The sequence below is a fragment of the Paracoccus sulfuroxidans genome (assembly GCF_007830335.1).
Taxonomy (GTDB): domain Bacteria; phylum Pseudomonadota; class Alphaproteobacteria; order Rhodobacterales; family Rhodobacteraceae; genus Paracoccus; species Paracoccus sulfuroxidans.
On sequence record NZ_VLKU01000007.1, the window covers coordinates 1 to 16,424 of the forward strand.

General features: G+C 65.3%; 15 protein-coding genes and 1 pseudogene. 10 read left to right on the top strand and 6 right to left on the bottom strand.

Features of this window, described 5'->3' with window-relative positions; all coding sequences use genetic code 11:
• Nucleotides 1–283 (bottom strand): annotated as a pseudogene (locus tag IQ24_RS11655) (transposase); the annotation flags it as partial.
• A gap of 20 nt (nucleotides 284–303) precedes the next feature.
• On the opposite strand from IQ24_RS11655, the gene IQ24_RS11660 reads away from it, so the two are divergent.
• From IQ24_RS11660 to IQ24_RS11670, 3 genes are all read left to right on the top strand, one after another.
• Entirely contained in the window at nucleotides 304–651 is a 348-nt protein-coding gene (locus IQ24_RS11660) for a DUF6634 family protein (RefSeq protein ID WP_338419477.1), read from the top strand.
• A gap of 312 nt (nucleotides 652–963) precedes the next feature.
• Nucleotides 964–1,179, top strand: a complete 216-nt coding sequence (locus IQ24_RS11665) for a hypothetical protein (RefSeq protein WP_145398143.1) — start codon at nucleotides 964–966, stop codon at nucleotides 1,177–1,179.
• Between the two features lie 52 nt (nucleotides 1,180–1,231).
• A complete protein-coding gene (locus IQ24_RS11670) occupies nucleotides 1,232–2,005 on the top strand; it encodes a nucleotidyltransferase domain-containing protein (protein WP_145398144.1) in 774 nt (257 codons plus the stop codon).
• A gap of 17 nt (nucleotides 2,006–2,022) precedes the next feature.
• Here IQ24_RS11670 and IQ24_RS11675 read toward each other — a convergent pair whose 3' ends face one another.
• The 5 genes from IQ24_RS11675 to IQ24_RS11695 form a co-directional block, all read right to left on the bottom strand.
• Nucleotides 2,023–3,279 (bottom strand): Hsp70 family protein, encoded by a 1,257-nt coding sequence (locus IQ24_RS11675; RefSeq protein ID WP_145398145.1) that lies wholly within the window; start codon nucleotides 3,277–3,279, stop codon nucleotides 2,023–2,025.
• Between the two features lie 91 nt (nucleotides 3,280–3,370).
• Nucleotides 3,371–4,315: a mechanosensitive ion channel family protein gene (locus IQ24_RS11680; RefSeq protein ID WP_145398146.1), complete on the bottom strand. Its 945-nt coding sequence runs from the start codon at nucleotides 4,313–4,315 to the stop codon at nucleotides 3,371–3,373.
• A 73-nt stretch (nucleotides 4,316–4,388) separates the two neighbouring features.
• On the bottom strand, nucleotides 4,389–5,156 hold the full coding sequence (locus IQ24_RS11685) for a glycosyltransferase family 2 protein (protein ID WP_145398147.1): 768 nt from the start codon (nucleotides 5,154–5,156) through the stop codon (nucleotides 4,389–4,391).
• Nucleotides 5,153–6,724, bottom strand: a complete 1,572-nt coding sequence (locus tag IQ24_RS11690; RefSeq protein ID WP_145398148.1) for an ArnT family glycosyltransferase — start codon at nucleotides 6,722–6,724, stop codon at nucleotides 5,153–5,155. The genes IQ24_RS11685 and IQ24_RS11690 overlap by 4 nt, the downstream gene beginning before the upstream one ends.
• Nucleotides 6,721–7,002, bottom strand: coding sequence for a lipid-A-disaccharide synthase N-terminal domain-containing protein (locus IQ24_RS11695; RefSeq protein WP_145398149.1), 282 nt, complete (start codon nucleotides 7,000–7,002; stop codon nucleotides 6,721–6,723). The genes IQ24_RS11690 and IQ24_RS11695 overlap by 4 nt, the downstream gene beginning before the upstream one ends.
• Before the next feature lie 89 nt (nucleotides 7,003–7,091).
• Here IQ24_RS11695 and IQ24_RS11700 point away from each other — a divergent pair, with 89 nt between their 5' ends.
• The 7 genes from IQ24_RS11700 (at nucleotide 7,092) to IQ24_RS11730 (ending at nucleotide 16,310) form a co-directional block, all read left to right on the top strand.
• A complete protein-coding gene (locus tag IQ24_RS11700; protein ID WP_145398150.1) occupies nucleotides 7,092–7,751 on the top strand; it encodes a response regulator in 660 nt (219 codons plus the stop codon).
• Nucleotides 7,751–9,085 carry a sensor histidine kinase gene (locus IQ24_RS11705; RefSeq protein WP_145398151.1) on the top strand — a complete coding sequence of 445 codons (1,335 nt, stop codon included), beginning with the start codon at nucleotides 7,751–7,753 and terminating at the stop codon, nucleotides 9,083–9,085. Before IQ24_RS11700 ends, IQ24_RS11705 begins: the two co-directional genes overlap by 1 nt.
• A gap of 46 nt (nucleotides 9,086–9,131) precedes the next feature.
• Nucleotides 9,132–10,295: an SLC13 family permease gene (locus tag IQ24_RS11710; RefSeq protein WP_145398152.1), complete on the top strand. Its 1,164-nt coding sequence runs from the start codon at nucleotides 9,132–9,134 to the stop codon at nucleotides 10,293–10,295.
• Between the two features lie 8 nt (nucleotides 10,296–10,303).
• Nucleotides 10,304–10,798 carry a hypothetical protein gene (locus IQ24_RS11715; protein ID WP_145398153.1) on the top strand — a complete coding sequence of 165 codons (495 nt, stop codon included), beginning with the start codon at nucleotides 10,304–10,306 and terminating at the stop codon, nucleotides 10,796–10,798.
• A 109-nt stretch (nucleotides 10,799–10,907) separates the two neighbouring features.
• Entirely contained in the window at nucleotides 10,908–12,068 is a 1,161-nt protein-coding gene (locus IQ24_RS11720; RefSeq protein WP_145398154.1) for a glycerate kinase family protein, read from the top strand.
• Between the two features lie 453 nt (nucleotides 12,069–12,521).
• Entirely contained in the window at nucleotides 12,522–15,845 is a 3,324-nt protein-coding gene (locus IQ24_RS20505; RefSeq protein WP_145398155.1) for a M10 family metallopeptidase C-terminal domain-containing protein, read from the top strand.
• Between the two features lie 66 nt (nucleotides 15,846–15,911).
• The gene (locus IQ24_RS11730; RefSeq protein WP_145398156.1) at nucleotides 15,912–16,310 is read left to right on the top strand and encodes a hypothetical protein; all 399 of its coding nucleotides are present in this window, start codon (nucleotides 15,912–15,914) and stop codon (nucleotides 16,308–16,310) included.
• Nucleotides 16,311–16,424: the final 114 nt, after the last annotated feature.

The window sequence follows — 16,424 nt, forward strand, 5'->3', positions numbered from 1 at the left end:
ACGAACGCGTATCTCACTTTGCATCCCTGGCGAAATACGCGGTGGCCTTTTTTAGGATGTCGCGCTCCTCGGAGACCCGCGCCAGCTCCCGCTTCAGCCGCCGGATCTCGGCATCCTTCTCCGTGTCACCCGACACCGCCTTCGCGAACTTGCGCCTCCAGGCATAGAGCGAATGCGTGCTCACCCCGAGCCGCTCCGAAACCTCCTTGGCCGGGTAGCCCCGCTCCGTGATCTGCGCGACCGCATCGCGCTTGAACTCGTCAGTAAAATTGCCTGTGCCCATCATGGCCTCCTTGCCTCAAAATTAGCGAAGAAGGCGTCCACGAAACATGGGGCTATTCAAACCACCCGAAGCTCGGATCGACCGTCATGACCTCATCACGCCTGATCGCCATCGATCGCGCCGCAAAATGGGCAAGAACCGTGAGCCGCTGGTATCGACTCGGACGCCCGTTTCAAGTGGTCGAGCGCGATCTGATCGAAGCATCCAACCGATCCGGTCTCATCATTCATTCCGCCGCGTTCGATTTCGGTCCCTTCATCCCGATCAATGATCCTAAGAAACTCGACCGGCTCCTCGCAGATTATATCCGGCTCATCGGCAAGATTGGCCTAGACCAGCGCTCTCAAACAGGACGGATCGACATCTGAACAGTTGAGATTGCGTCTGAGCGCTCGACAATATCGACAGCAGTCAGCTCATGGCGCAATCTACATCCATCCATTTCGAACCGCATTTGGCGCACATATTTTCTTGCGCCAGTTGGGCATGTTCGCCGAAAGAGCTCTGGAGGGTACCGCATGGCAAAGTCGTCATTGACGGAGCGGCTCGCCCGGAAGGGACGCGTTCAGACTATCCCTCGCGTATCCTCCGGCAATCCTGAGGTGGTTGTATTGAAGGCGTCCAGTAGTTCCCCGGATGTCGTCGCCGCAACCCTCGCGCTAGTAAGGCGCGGCACTTCGATGCTCAAAGCGAAGCGCGCGGTCGAAATGGCACTGGCACTTGGCAGCGCAGTGATTGATTTGCCGATGGTCGAAGACAAGAACATCCTTTCAGACGAACTTGGAGCAGCAGGGATCGCCGACGGCTATGAAGCACTGACCTTTGAGGCCGCGCATCCAGGTCTGGCCACGCGACGATGTCGAGCGCTTCTCGGACCTGCTCGGCCGCTTTGTTGAGGGGTTGGAGGCAAGCACCCGCGCTGGCAGCGAGTGAACAGGGGCGGGTACGATGGGCGTTGACCGGCAAGGTCGGATTGGCGTGGTCGAACGCCGAGCCTTTCAGAGCAAATACCTCCCGGTGCTTGAGGATGTTCGGCTCAGTCTCAGACCCCAAACGCTTCCGTTGATCCACAGCGTCTATGTCTATGGCAGCGTTGCCGGCGGTCGTGCTGTCGTCGGGCGTTCCGATCTGGACCTCACGCTCGTTCTCAGCGGTCCGCCATCAGATCTGGACCGGAGCGCCATCGAAGGCATCAGGACGAAACTCGAGGCCGCGCATCCGATTGTCACCAAGGTCGATTTCGATATCGGCCTGTTGCAGGACGTGCTGTCCGACAAGGTCGGGCTGGCCTGGCGGTACTGGCTCAAACATCATTGCCGTTGCATTGCAGGCCAGGATCTGGCCGAGGACATCCCGCTGTTTCGCCCGTCCCGCGCGCTTGCTATGGCAGTGAATGGTGATTTTGCTGAGGTTCTCCAGCGCTACCATGACGCTCTCACGCGCCCGCAGACCGAAGCCGCCTCCCGCCGCCTCGTCAGGGAGGCGTCGCGCAAGCTGATCCGCTCCACCAATCTGCTGCGGACGGAAACAGACACAGATTGGCCGGAAACGCTTGAGGACTATCTCACTAGGTTCCAGCGCCTCTATCCCACGCAGGGAGGTGAGTTGCGGTATTTCTACGATCAGGCGCTTACGCCGGATGCATCCGCTGATAGCTTTGCCCTGCGATTGCAGCTGTTTTCCGGTTGGCTGGCCCGCGCCGCGCTGAAATGCGCCGGGTAGTTCGTCCCGCCAGCCGACTAGGCCCCCGTATCCCGCGCCGCGATCGCCAGCCCGTCCGCCACCGCCGTGAACACCTCGCTGAACGAGTGGACCGCGTGGGGAAACTGTTCCTTCATGGTCTGCGAGACCATCGACATCAGGCTGGAGCCTCCGACATAGACCACATTCTCGACGCGCGCGGCCTCCAGATTGGCAAGCTTCAGCGTCTCGCGCGCGCCCTCTGCCAGCGCGTCGGCGTGGCGGGCAAGACTGTCGGCGAGCGCCTCCGCTGACAGGGGAACGGCCAGCCCCCGCTCGATCTCGGCCAGCGAGATGGACGCCATCTCCTCGCCGCCATTGGCCGCGATCTTGCCGCGTTCGACGGCGAAGCTCAGATCGTGGCCAAGCTCATCCTCCAGCACTTTCGCGAGGCGCGCCAGCTTTTCCGGCTCATGGGCCAGCCGCGCCATCTCGGCCGCGAGCCTGCGGTTCTGCGGCGTATAGAGGAACGAAATCTTCTCCCATGTCGCCAGATCGTTGAAGATGGCATTCGGCGCGGGCGAACTGCCCGGCCCCATGGCTTTGCGCAACTCGGTTCCCTTGCCCAGATGCGGCATCACCCGGTCGATGCTGATCGAGCGGTCGAAATCCGTTCCGCCGATGCGGACACCGTGATTGGCAAGGATGGTGATCCCGTCGCGCCCCGACTGGAACAACGAAAAGTCGGACGTCCCGCCGCCCACATCGACAATGAGGCCGATTGAGCCCGGCTGCTCCAGCGCACCGCTGGCGATGGCGGCGGCCTGCGGTTCGGGCATGAACTCGACCTCGCGAAAGCCCGCCGCAAGGTAACAGGCGCGCAGATCCGCTTCGGCTGCGTCTTCGCGGGGATCGCCCGTGCCGTGAAACACCACCGGCCGCCCCGAGAGGACGCGGTCAAAGCTCACCCCCGCCTCGGCCTCGGCCCGCGCCTTCACCTCGGCCAGAAAGCGCGAGATGATGTCGACGAAGGTCACCCGCTCATTCAGGATCTGCCGGTGCTCATGCATGAGGCCGGTGCCCAGAACGCGCTTGAGCGCGCGCATGAAACGCCCCTCGACGCCGTCAAGCAGGGCCTGATTGGCAGGCTCGCCGATCAGCATCCGGCGCGCGTCATAGTCAAAGAAGAAGGTCGTCGGGATCGTGGTCTGCCCGGGCGCAAACGGGATAAGGCGCGGCCGGTCATCGCAAAGGTAGCCCGCCGCCGTGTTCGACGTGCCAAAGTCGACCCCAAGCCGAAGTGATCTTCGTGCCATGCTGATGTTCCTTCTGCGCCGCAAGGGCAGCGTCAGTAGAGGGCGGGGGGAAGGCTGTCAAGCGGGCGGCCTTCCTTGCGATGGCCAGCGATCACGCCGGTTCCCGCGCGCCCGGCACCTCTTCCACTTCCGGCTCGGGCATTGCGCCCACAGGCGGCATGGCGATGCGGATGCCACGCTCTCGCAGCGTGCGGTCGATGGCGCAGAAGACCTCGTTGCGGCAATCCGCCTCGCGGTCATGGCGGGGGACCCAGTACTTCACCCGATAGGTGATCCCCTGCGGGCTGTAGCGCAGCACGTGGATCTCGGACTTGCGATCCGCGATCAGCGAGCGGACGCCGCGCAGCGCCAGCTTCATCAGGTTGCGCGCATCAGTGACCGGGATCTCGGCCGGAAGGGTCATCTCGATCGAGTCGCGATATTCCGCACGCGGGGCGCTGAAATTGGTGATCTTCTGGCGAGAGATCTGGCTGTTGGGCAGGATCACATAGGTGCTGTCCTGCGTCACCAGCCGCGAGGTGCGCCAGCCGATCTCGACCACACGGCCACGGCCCAGGGTCTCGATCTGGATCCAGTCTGCGATGCGAAACGGCGCCTCGATGCTGAGCGCGAGGCCCGAGAAGACGTCGGCCACCACGTTGCGGATGGCAAAGCCCAGCACCGCCAGCACCAGCCCCGATCCGGTCAGAAGGCCCGACAGGTCATCGCGCAGAAACAGCGACAGGCTGACGATGGCGACCAGCGTGTAAACGACCGCGCTGATCACATCCAGCACCACCTTCGGCACCGGGCGGTGGCCCTTGTTGCGAAGCTGCAGCCGCTGCCGCAGGATCAGCATGGTCAGCCTTGCGCCCGCAAACAGCGCAAGCGAGCTTGCCACCTGCCGGATCAGGTCGACGGTCAGGACAGCCTGCAGCCGCTCTCCCATCAGCGCGTGCAGGGGCACGGCCAGTGCGGCGATCAGAAGGAAGGCCGTCAACGCCAGACTGGCCGGGATCAGCACGCGCCATCTGGTGCGGAATGCAGTGTTGGTCATGAATGCGCCTCCGACAGAGCGGCATATCATCCCTGCCGCTCTGGTATCAATGATGCGGAGGCGGGCGGCGACCTCAGCCGTGGCTTTCCTTGGTGACGGCAGCGATCTCGGGGCGCGGCTCGGCAACCTCGACCGGGCGGCCCGAGCGGCGGATCAGCCAGGCCGCGCCCAGCAGATCGGGAATGCCGACCAGCGCCCGGGCGAGGTTCGAGTATTTGGACCGACCTCCATGGCGCGCGCGATGGGTGACGGGCACGGTCTCGACCTGCCAGCCTTCGCGCAGCATCATCGCTGGCATGAACCGGTGGATGTGGTCGAAGAACGGCAGCTCCAGATAGGCGTCGCGGCGAAACGCCTTCAGCCCGCAGCCCGAGTCGCGCACGCCGTCGCGCAGCAACCAGCCGCGCAATCCGTTCGCGAAACGCGAGGCCCATTTCTTGGCCCGCGTGTCCTGCCGCCCGACGCGCTGCCCCTGCACCAGCCCCAGACGGCCGCTGACATCGGCCTCAAGCGGGGCCAGCAGAAGCGGGATCTGGTCGGGCGGGTTCTGGCCATCCCCGTCCAGCGTGGCGATCAGCGGCGCACGGGCCAGCCGGACCCCGGTGCGCACTGCCGTCGATTGCCCGCGCGATTGCAGCTGGCGGTGATGGCGCAGGCGGGGATTGCGCAGGCTCAGCGTGTGCAGCAGCCGGTCGGTCCCGTCCTGCGAGCCATCGTCGATCACGATGATCTCGTAATCCTTGCCGGTCAGGGCGGCGGCCACCTCATCGACAAGGGGGGCGATTGCGACAACCTCGTCGCGCGCGGGGATGACGACGGTGATGCTGGGTCGAGCGGTCATTGCGAGGTTCCTTCCGAAGTTGGGTCGTTGAGGTCGGCCGCCGACCAGATCCCGTAATCGCTGTTGCGAAACAGCACCGTGTCGCGCGGCGGCAGGGGCAGGTTGGCCTCGTCGGTGGGACCGACGATCAGGCCTTTGGGGTGCGATTTCGCCCAGTCGCGCACGGCCTCTGCGTCGGCCAGTTCGTCAACGGGCGCGGTCAGGCGGGCGGCGAAATTGAACTGGGCGTGATAGGGCTCGCCCGTGAAGGCGAGGCCGTCTTGCGGGTTCCGGCCCATGATCCCGGCGACGGGATGGGCGTTGTAGATCTGCGCCGTGTCGGTGGTGCCGATCAGCAGGTTCACGGCCAGCAACAGACCCAGAGACAGGATCGTCGCCGCCACCGCGCCGCTTTGGCGCAGGGCCAGCCAGCCCGTCGCCAGCAAAAGCAGGGCGAAGGCCACGAACATGCTTTTGGGCGTGACCAGCGTCGCTGCCCGGTGCAGCGGGACCAGACCCAGCACCACCGCGATGGCAAATGCGGCCAGCAGGGCCAGAAGGATCGCCGCAGGCCACAGCCGATCGCCCCGTTGCGGTGCGAGGCAGGCGGCCAGCAGCGCGAAGGCGGGAAGCTCGGGCACCAGATAATGCAGCTGTTTTCCGCTGGTCAGGCTGAAGAGAACAAAGGCCGAGGCCACCCAGATCAGGCACAGCCGCAGCCCGCGATCACCGCGCAGGCGCGGCAGATTGCGCCACAGCCCCACCGACCAGAACAGCGGGAATGCCAGCGCAGGCAGCAGCGCCAGATAGAACCACCATGGCCGCGCATGCGCGAAAGACCCTGCCAGCCGCCCCGCGCTTTGATGCCACAGGATCGCCTCGCGATATTCGGGGCCGCCCAGAATGCTGGCCGGAAGCAGCCACAGCGCAACGAACAGCAGCGCCACAGCCACGCCAAAGATCAGCCGCTTCGGCAGCGCCGACCACGGCATCGGCGTGGACGACCAGATCGGCAGCAGGATCGCGACGGGCAGAAGGTGGAACAGGATCACCGGCCCCTTGGTGATGACCCCCAGCGCGATGGCCGTGCCAAAGCCGACCCATGGCGCCAGCGAGGCCTCGGCCCGGCCCGCACGCTCCAGCGCGATCAGCCCCAGCAGGGTCGCGACGGCCAGCGGCACGTCAAACATCGTCAGGCTGGCCGACAGGGCAAAGACCACCAGCCCGACCAGCCCCAGCGCAGCCTTGCCGCCGATCTGCGGCTCCTCGGGCCACAGCCTGCGGGCCAGCACGGCAGTCAGCCAGATGGCCGCGCAGCCGAACAGCGGGCCCACCAGCCGGGCCGTGAACTCACTGACGCCGGTCAGTAGCCAGATCAGGTTGATCATCCAGAACAGCAGCGGCGGCTTGTCGCTGTAAAGCGCGAAATTCTTGGTCGGCACCAGCCAGTTGCCCGAGAGATGCATCTCCCACGCGACATCCAGATAGCGGGTCTCATCAATCGGAAACAGCGGCCTCAGCCAGAGGCCAAGAACCGCGAGGGCCAGAAAGCCGGCCATCGCAACCGCAACGGGATAACGCAGGCTCATGTGTGCTGGACCTGCTTTTCCTGCCGTCCGATCAGGGCCAGATTGCGCAGATAGATGATCAGCCCGGTCACCTGCCCGACCGCGAAAACCGGGTCATGGCGCTGGACGGCATAGATCAGAAGCGTGGCGCCTCCGGCCAGGCTCAGCCACCAGAAGGCGGTGGGAACGACGCTGCGCCGCGCCTTCTCGCTGGCGATCCATTGGACAAGAAAGCGCGAGGTGAACAGCAACTGCCCCGCAAAGCCGATGGCCAGCCATAAAGAATTAGGGATATGCATGTCTTGTCCTTGTGCCAAAGCTTCTGAGCCCGCCCGATGATTCAGACCTATCTGCCCCCAACCTTGCCGTTTGCTTACGAAGCCCCGCGATGAGACTGCTGGCCATCGAGGATGAGCCTGATCTTGCCGAGGTGATCGCGGATTACCTCGGCAGCGCCGGGCATGCCGTCGATCTGGCGCTGAACGCGGATGAGGCAGAGGCGGCGCTGGCCGCCGCCCAATACGACCTTGTTTTGCTGGATCTTCAGCTGCCCGACGGCGACGGGCTGCGCCTTCTGAAGCAGCTGCGTCAGGCGGGCGACCGCACGCCTGTGATGATCGTGACGGCCCGCGACCGCATCACCGAACGCATTGCGGGCTTTGAAGCGGGGGCCGACGACTATCTGGTCAAACCCTATGATCTGGATGAAATGCACGCCCGCATCCTGGCCATCCTGCGCCGCGCCTCGGGCGGGGCCGAGGTCGAGCGGACCTTCGGCCGCCTGACGATCTGGCCCGACCGGCGGCAGGTGCAGCTGGAGGGCAAGCCCGTGCATCTGACCCTGCGCGAATGGGCGCTGCTGGAACGCCTCAGCCGCAGGCCCGACGTCACCGTCAGCCGCGAGCAGATGGAGGAGGCGCTTTACGGCTTCAATGATGAGATCGAAAGCAACGCCATCGAGGCGCATATCAGCCGCCTGCGCAGCAAGCTGGGCCGCGGCACCATCGTGACCGAGCGCGGCTTCGGCTATCGCATGGGCAGCGCGTGATGGCCCGTCCGCTCAGCCTGTCGGGGCGGATTACGCTGTTTACCACGCTGGGGCTGGCGGCCTTTTGGCTGGCGGCGACGCTTTTGATGACGATTGTCCTCTGGTCCGAGCAGGAGGAGTTCTTCGACCAGCAACTGGCCGAGACCGCGCATGTCCTGCTGCCACTGCTGTCGCGCGCGGGGGCCGATGGGGCAGACGACTATCTCCCCGCCAAGCAACTGCCGCTGGATGAGGCGGTTCTTTATCGCCTGATCGACCGCGACGGCGGGGTGCTGCGCCAGTCCTCGCAAGTGGCCGAGGTCACCCTGCCACCGCCCTCTGCCTTGCCCGCCGAGGACTTCGCGACCGAGGGGGCCTATCGCTTCTACACCACCGGAGCGGATCAGAACGGGCGCGCCCTGCAACTGGCCGCCCCTCTGGCCGAGCGGCACGAGGCGATGCAGGAGGGGATGACCGCGCTGCTGCTGCCGATGCTGGCGCTGTTGCCGCTCAGCTGGCTGCTGGTCGGCTGGATCGCGCGGCGCTCGGTCGCGCCGATGCGCGAATTGCAGGCCGAGATCTCGGCGCGCGACGGCAGCCGCCTTGACATGATCGATGCCAGCAACTGGCCGACCGATCTGGCGCAGATCGCGGGCACGGTGAACGGCTTCATGGCCCGGCTGGGCACGGCGCTGGATGCCGAGCGCGCCTTCGCCACCAATGCCGCGCATGAGTTGCGCACACCCGTCGCCATCGCGCTGGCCCGGACGCAGCAGCTGCGCGAAAGCGCGTCGACGCCGCAGCAGATCACCCGCATCGACTCGCTTGAAACCGCGCTGCAGCGGATGAAGCGGCTGGTCGCACGGCTGTTGCAGCTGGCACGGGCGGATGCAGGGATCGGTGCCTCGTCCGAGGCGCATGATCTGGTGCCGCTGACCCGCTTTGCGCTGGACGATGTCGTGCCGCGCAAGGGGGGCCGCGAGGTCACCGTCGACCTGCCCGACCAGCCCGTCATGGGGCATATCGACCCGGACGGTTACGCCATCGTGCTGGGCAATCTGGTCGAGAATGCGTTGCAGCACAGCGAAACCGGAGGGGTCCGGGTGCGTCTGACGCCGGATGCGGTGCTGGAGGTGGAAAACGACCTTGCCACGCCCGGCCCCGTCGATCTCTCGCAGCTGACAGGCCGCTTCACCCGGCATGAGGGCGACGGCTTCGGCCTTGGCCTGCATATCTGCAATCAGATCATCGAGGGCGCAAAGGGCAGGCTGACCATCGAAACGCCGCAAGGACGACGCTTCCTGATCCGCGTTGCGCTGCCTCGGGCGGCCTCGGACACGCGCCTGAGGGAATAAACCTCTCCGACCGTCGTAAACCTGTCATTGCATTCCGGAGATTGCCATGACCGCGACGACCCTGCTTCGCCTTCCCACGCTCCAGCCGCGACCGCTGATCGTTGCCGCCATCGGCGCGATGATCCTTTACGCCGGACTGGCCGTGCCTGCGGATCTGTCGGGTCAGGCGCGGGCCTCGCTGGTGGCCGTCGCGCTGGCCATGCTGGGATGGATCGGCACGCGCCTGCCCGAATCTCTGGTCGCGCTGGCCGCCGTGCTGGGCCTTGTCCTCAGCGGCGTCCTGACCGAGCAGACCCTGTTCGAGGCGCTTGGCAGCGAGCTGATCTGGCTTCTGCTCTCGGCCTTCGTCATCGCGGCGGTCCTGAAGGACGCCCGGCTGACCGAGCGGCTGATCGCCCCGATCTTGCGCCGCCCGGTGCGGCTGGACCTGTTCTTCCTTCTGCTGACCTTCGCCATCGCGGCGACGGCTTTCGTGCTGCCCTCGACCTCGGGGCGGGCGGCGCTTCTGATGCCGATCTTCGTGGCGCTGATCCCTGCCCTGCCCGACCCGCGTCTGGTGCGGCCGCTGGCGCTGCTGTTTCCGACGGTGATCCTGCTGTCGGCGGGGGCCTCGCTGATCGGGGCCGGGGCGCATCTGCTGGCCGTCGAAAGCATCCGCGCCGCGACCGGGTTGCGCATCGGCTATCTGGATTGGGCATTGCTGGGCCTGCCCTTCGCGCTGCTGGCAAGCCTTGCGGGCTGCCTGCTGATCCTGTGGATCTTCGTCCCGGCCGGTCTGCGCAGCGTCCGCATTGTCGCGCCCGAGGCCGCCGAGATCCCCGACGATCTGCGGGCGCGCCAGCGCCGCATCGCCATCGTGTTGGCGCTGGTCGTCGGGCTGTGGCTGACGGCGGGGCTGCATGGGCTTGGCATCGCGCTGACCGCGCTGATCGGCGCGCTGGTCCTGCTGACCAAGCCCTTCACGCCCCGCAAGACCAAAGAGATGTTCCGCGCCGTCGATGTCGAGCTGCTGCTTTACATGGCCGCGACCGTGCTGCTGGCGCAGGCGATGACCCAGACCGGCGCGGATCGCTGGCTGGCGCAGGCGGCCATCGGCGTTCTGCCTGCCTCGCTGGCGCAAAGCCTGCCTGCCGTCGCGGTGCTTCTGTCGGTCATCGCGGTGGCGGCGCATCTGTTGTCACCTCACGCTCGGCCCGGGCGGCGGTGCTGATCCCGGCGGTGGCACTGCCGCTGGCGGGGCTGGGCCATGACGCGGCGCTGCTGATCCTGATCGCGGTGATGGGCACGGGATTTTGCCAGACCATGATGGCCTCAGCCAAACCTGTCGCGATCTTCGCCAATGCCGAGACCGAGACCTTTACCCAAGCCGACCTCTTCCGCCTTGCGCTGCCGTTGATGCCGGTGGTGACGACAATGCTGATCGCTTTCGCGCTGCTTGTCTGGCCGCCGCAGCTGCAAGGAATGCGCGGGGAACGTCCCAATTCAACCATGGCCGTCGCCGCCGCGACCCTGCCGACGGCCTTGCCGCCGCCCGCCGCGCATCCGCCCGCGCTGGTGGTCAGCGACCGACCCGCGCCGCGACCGAGCATGCGGAACCTTGCGCAGCAGCAGCCCGTGACGCGGCGAAAATCACCCCCCGGCACGCTGCGCCAGATCCAGCGAGACGTGAACCGCGCCCTGCGCCCGGCAGGTCTGCGAATTCGGATCAACTGACTGAATTTCAAAAATAAATTTTCTGATTTTTGTGAATTTTTCCGCAGTTTCAGGGAATAGATCACCCCCTCATTCGTAATCCTGACATGAACTTGGAAAGGATAGAGAAATGACTTTGACCGTTCTGATTGCACCCTCGGGCTTCAAGGAATCTCTTTCGGTGGACGACGTGTCGCAGGCGATTGCCGAAGGCGTTCGCAGCGCCATGCCGGACGCGACAATCCTGTCCGCGCCCATGGTCGACGGTGGCGAGGGCACGACCGCCGCGCTGATCCATGCGACCGGCGGGCAGATGCACAAGACCTCGGTCACCGGGCCGGTGGGCGATCCCGTCGCCAGCTTCTGGGGCGTGATGGGCGGCGATGGCCCCAAAACGGCGGTGATCGAGATGGCCGCAGCGGCGGGCCTGTCGCTGGTGCCGCGCGACCGCCGCGACCCCACCCTGACCACCAGCCGCGGCGTCGGAGAGCTGATCCTGCGCGCCCTTGATCACGGGGTTCAGCGCATCCTGATCGGCTGCGGCGACAGTGGCATCAATGATGGCGGCGCGGGCATGGCCCGGGCACTTGGTGCGCGTCTGCTGGACAAGCGCGGGCGCGAGCTGCCCGCAGGCGGCGGCGCGCTGGAGCATCTGGCGCGGATCGACATCAGCGGTCTCGATCCCCGGCTGGCCCGCGTCCAGATCGACGCGGCGGTGAACTGGCACAATATGCTGCTGGGGCCGAAGGGCGTGGCCCGCGTCTTTGGCCCGCAGAAGGGGGCAACACCCCGGCAGGTGCGCCAGCTTGAGCGCGGGCTTGAGACCTATGCCGCCGCCATTCTGGCCGCGACGGGGATCAATGTCGGGGCGGCGCAGGGCGCGGGTGCTTCGGGCGGTCTGGGCGCGGGGCTGATCGCCTTCGCCAATGCCACGCTGCATCCGCGCTTTGACATCATGCTGCAATATCTGGAGTTTGACCGCCTGCTGGCCCGCGCCGATCTGGTGATCACCGCCGAAGGCTCGCTGGACGGGCAAAGCCCCTATGGCAAGGTCCCCTGCGAGGTTGCCCGCCGCGCCGAAGCCCAGGGCATTCCCACCATCGCCTTGGCCGGAACCATCGGCAAGGGCGCGCGCGAGACCTTCGATCACGGGATTTCGGCCTTTGCCTCCATCGTGAAACGCCCCTGCTCGCTGGAAGAGGCGATCGCCAAGGGCGACAAGCTGCTGCGCCGCGCCGCCGAGGACGCGATGCGGATGATGCAGGTCGGCCAGCGGCTGGCGCTGCGCTGACGCCAGACTGACCGGACACGCCCAAAGACCGGGCCGCCGCATCCCCCTGCGGCGGCCCCTTTCGCGTGCAGAGGCGAAGGGTCAGAACCGGCGAGGTTGAGGAGATCGGGGCTGAGTCGCGCCGCGCGCATACCCATTTTTCCCAACCAGTCGAGCATTCCCCCACGGCATGAACTCGCGAAAGCGACCGTCCGCCTATACTTGGAAGTAGGTGAGCCAGTTTCCGCCAGAGCGCTTTCGGATCACGTTCCGAAAAACACAATCCATTGATTTATCAAAAAATAACTCGCGATCACGCGTTTGGGAAATTCGTGGACAGGTCCCGGATCGCGGCCCAGTATCATCTCAGGGTACCAGATCTTCTAGGCGAAATACGTGCTGCCGACGGTCTGTTGGCAGCATCGAGACCATGCAGTTTTAACCAACAACGGTTTTTGCAGGGAGCCCCCCAAAATGCCAACTCCAAACGATGATCAATGGTGGGTCAACGATCAGACCCCCGACAATCCATACGGCAAAAGCGAAGATTATGACGCGTTCCTGAACTACCTGGGCGCCTTGAACCGCAGCCTGACCCCGGCCATCGCGGCCGCGCCCCTGCGGATCAATGTGCAGGAGCTGAACAACCACCCGGAATACAAGGCCGCCGCCATCGGTGCCCTTCAGACCTGGGCCACGGTCACGCCGCTGCGCTTCGTCATCGTCGATGACACGCCCTTCAACCGCGCCACCGACTGGATGCAGGTTGTCAGCCCCGAGATCGGCGAAAATAGCGACGGCAGCGCCTTCTCCAGCAACCGTTATGTCAGCATCGGCCAGCGTTTCCACGACACCGAGCCGAACAAGACCGACATCGGCGGCTATGTCTTCGATTCCTTCATCCATGAGTTCGGGCATGAATTCGGCCTGAACCACCCGGGTCTTTACAACTACAGCGGCCCCGGCGGCGTGCAGATCAACTATCTGAACAACGCGACCTGGATCTATGACCGCCAGCAATACAGCGTCATGTCCTATTTCGACGGCATCGACGTGGGCGAGGACACCCGCTGGTCCGCCTCGACCCCGCTGATGGCCGATATCGAGGCCGTGATCCGCCGCTTCTTCTCGACCGTCGTCGATGGCGAGCGGGTTTATCAGACAATCAATCTGAACACCGAAAACGACACCTATGGCTTCAACGGGACGAAATACGGCTATCAGCTGACCGCCTCGGGGATGCAGCATGACATCGGCTTCGTGATCCACGACACCGGCGGCAATGACACGATCGACTTCTCCGGCTCGACCTCGGGGACGATTCTGGACCTGCGGGCCGGGTACTTCTCCAGCGTGAACGGCCATAGCAACAATGTCGCGATCTTTGCCGGCCATAACGCCGACTCGACCGAATACTATATCGAAACCGGCATCGGCAGCCGCTTCGCCGATACGCTGATCGGCAATGACGGCGACAACGTCCTGGACGGACGGGGTGGCGGCGACCACATGGCCGGGAACGGCGGCGACGACACCTATTTCGTCTATTCCGCCAAGGATATCGTGCGCGAGCTGGCGAACGGCGGCAATGACACGATCATCGTGATGACCAATGGCGTGCGTCTGGGCCGCGTCGCGAATGTCGAGAATATCATCTATGCCGGGGGCACGGCCCCTCCGGGTGGAACCACCACGCTGCCTCCGGACGACGGCAGGGTTCCGACCACCATCCTGATGGGTGACAACGGCAACAACACCATTGACGGCGGTGGCGGTGGCCAGACGATCATCGGCCTTGACGGTGACGACCTGCTGATCGGCGGGCGCGACTCGCTGGCCAGTCGGGACATCAACAACACCATCCCGATTGCCGATCTGGAGGATCAGACCGAAAGCGATGACGGCGACGACGCGCTGTTCGGCGGGCGCGGCAATGACACGCTGATGGGCGGTGCGGGCAATGACACGCTGGACGGCGGCGACGGCGATGACGTGCTGCGCGGTCAGGACGGCATCGACGTCTTCCGCGGCGGTGCAGGCACCGATACGGTCGATTACAGCATGGAAAGCCCGTTCCAGCTGCTGGTGAACCTTGAACTGAACATCGCCAGCGGCGGCACCGCCTCGGGCGACACCTTCGACAGCATCGAGAACCTGATCGGCTCGGACGACCGCATCGACCGCTTCATCGGTACGGCGGCGGCCAACCACTTCTGGGGCCGGGGCGGCGGCGACTATTTCAACGGTCGCGACGGCAATGACACGCTGGATGGCGGTGCTGATGGCGACATCATCTATGGCGAAGGCGGCAATGACGTCATCATCGGCGGCAGCGGTCAGGACTATCTGGATGGTGGCACCGGGATCGACACGGTCGTCTATTCGGGCAGCAATGCAGGCGTCAGGATCGACCTTGCGGCGGGCACCGCCCTGGGTGGTGACGGCGACGGCCCGGTCCAGATCGTGGGTCGCGGCGCGGTCATCCGCCATGACATCCTGCGCGGCTTCGAGAATGTCGTGGGCTCGACCCATGCCGATACCATCATCGGCACGGCAGTCGCGAACCTCTTGTCAGGTGGAGGCGGCAATGACGTCCTGACGGGCGGACTTGGCGCGGATACGCTGAATGGCGGCGCGGGCCGCGATACGGCGGATTACTCGACCTCGACCACGGGTGTCCGGCTGGACCTGAACGCAGCCAAATCGGCAGGCGACACCTATATCTCGATCGAGAACCTTGCCGGGTCGGGTCTGAATGACCGGATCGTCGGCGATGCCTCGGCCAACCAGCTGACGGGCTATGGCGGAGCCGACACCATTCAGGGCGGCAGCGGCGATGACACCATCTTGGGTGACTTCGACAGCCAGATCCCCCCTGTTCCGGTTCCCGGAATGGGCACGGGCTATGCCACGCTGGGCGCGGATGCGACCAACAACTCGATGGCGACGGCGTTCGATATCTCGAACAACTTCTCGCTGGCGGCGGACCCGCTGATCTTCGACTCGACCACGGTGCCGCACACGACCGTCAATGCGACGGGCAATGGCCAAGGCGGATATTACCGCGTCGAACTGGCGGCGGGCACGGTGCTGACCCTCGACATCGACGGCATCGCCGATCCGGACGTGCATGACAGCTGGCTGCGGCTCTTGGACGCCGACGGCAATGTGGTCGCCCAGAACGACGACGGCGGCGGAGACCCGGGCTCGACCACGACCCGCGATTCCAGCCTGGTGTTCGTCGTGCCTGAAACCGGCGTCTACTATATCCTGGAAGGCCAGTGGAACCCGGACCTGCCGGGCGATGGCTGGGATCCGGCGGTGCCCGTCGGCTCGACCTATCGGCTGAACGTCTCGGTCGAGGCACCGCCTCCGCCGACCCAGCCGGGTGCGGCCGGTGCCGACCGGCTTCTGGGCGATGCGGGCAGCGACCTGCTGGATGGCGGCCTTCTGGCCGACACGCTGACCGGCGGCGCGGGCGAAGACACCTTCCGCTTCTCGAGCGCTCTGGGTGCCACCAACATCGACCGCATCACCGACTTCAACGTGGCCGATGACGTGGTCCAGCTGGACAGCCGGGTCTTCATCGGGATCGGTGCAGCCGGGACCCTGGCCTTCGGCGCATTCCACCAGAGTGCGGCGGGCGTGGCGCAGGATGCCAATGACCGCATCATCTACGACACCGACAGCGGCGTCCTGTCCTATGACGCAGACGGTAATGGAGCGGGTGCCGCCGTGGCATTCGCGCGCCTCAGTGCACATCTTTCGCTTTCGGCGTCGGATTTCATTATCATCTGATGCAGCAATCGGAAGGGGGGCGGCCTCGTCCCCCTTCCTCTCGACCTCGACAGGAAGGAACATGTGATGACGCGCCTGACCGATCGCCGAGCCGTGCTGGTCGCCGTCGGAACTGCGGCAATGGCTGCAGCCAGCGGCTCGGTCACCGCCCAATCCTCTGACATCAGCGGCATCGTCGAATTTGAAAACGGCGAGGCCATTCCAAAGGGCCAGATCAGCGTCTATCTGGAGGATCCGGCCCAGCAGACCCAGGCCCGCAGCCTCAGCGCAGCCGAGGTCAAAAGCACCGGCGGCGCGAAGACGGTCGAATTCACGCTGGCGCCTGCCCCCAGCGGACGCAGTTCCGCCCCGATGCAGGTGGTGGCGCAGCTTCAGCGCGCCGATGGCTGGCTGCTGGCACGCGGCAGCGTCGATTATCAGGCGGGAACGCCCGTGCGGATCACGCTTTACACGGTCATGTATTAGCGCATCCCGCCACCCGGCATCTGAACGGCCCGGTCAACGCCGGGCCTTTCCGTTTGCAGGCGATTGCTGCGAAACTGTCGTGAATTGCGGCCATTCTCGCGATGAGTTGCCCCC

What these genes read in the sequence shown, in the direction of transcription:
- IQ24_RS11685 (WP_145398147.1), bottom strand. Translation starts at nt 5,156, where the DNA reads ATGACCGCTCGACCCAGCATCACCGTCGTCATCCCCGCGCGCGACGAG.
- IQ24_RS11695 (WP_145398149.1), bottom strand. Translation starts at nt 7,002, where the DNA reads ATGCATATCCCTAATTCTTTATGGCTGGCCATCGGCTTTGCGGGGCAG.
- IQ24_RS20505 (WP_145398155.1), top strand. Translation starts at nt 12,522, where the DNA reads ATGCCAACTCCAAACGATGATCAATGGTGGGTCAACGATCAGACCCCC.
- IQ24_RS11700 (WP_145398150.1), top strand. Translation starts at nt 7,092, where the DNA reads ATGAGACTGCTGGCCATCGAGGATGAGCCTGATCTTGCCGAGGTGATC.
- IQ24_RS11710 (WP_145398152.1), top strand. Translation starts at nt 9,132, where the DNA reads ATGACCGCGACGACCCTGCTTCGCCTTCCCACGCTCCAGCCGCGACCG.
- IQ24_RS11720 (WP_145398154.1), top strand. Translation starts at nt 10,908, where the DNA reads ATGACTTTGACCGTTCTGATTGCACCCTCGGGCTTCAAGGAATCTCTT.
- IQ24_RS11670 (WP_145398144.1), top strand. Translation starts at nt 1,232, where the DNA reads ATGGGCGTTGACCGGCAAGGTCGGATTGGCGTGGTCGAACGCCGAGCC.
- IQ24_RS11705 (WP_145398151.1), top strand. Translation starts at nt 7,751, where the DNA reads ATGGCCCGTCCGCTCAGCCTGTCGGGGCGGATTACGCTGTTTACCACG.
- IQ24_RS11690 (WP_145398148.1), bottom strand. Translation starts at nt 6,724, where the DNA reads ATGAGCCTGCGTTATCCCGTTGCGGTTGCGATGGCCGGCTTTCTGGCC.
- IQ24_RS11680 (WP_145398146.1), bottom strand. Translation starts at nt 4,315, where the DNA reads ATGACCAACACTGCATTCCGCACCAGATGGCGCGTGCTGATCCCGGCC.
- IQ24_RS11675 (WP_145398145.1), bottom strand. Translation starts at nt 3,279, where the DNA reads ATGGCACGAAGATCACTTCGGCTTGGGGTCGACTTTGGCACGTCGAAC.
- IQ24_RS11730 (WP_145398156.1), top strand. Translation starts at nt 15,912, where the DNA reads ATGACGCGCCTGACCGATCGCCGAGCCGTGCTGGTCGCCGTCGGAACT.
- IQ24_RS11665 (WP_145398143.1), top strand. Translation starts at nt 964, where the DNA reads ATGCTCAAAGCGAAGCGCGCGGTCGAAATGGCACTGGCACTTGGCAGC.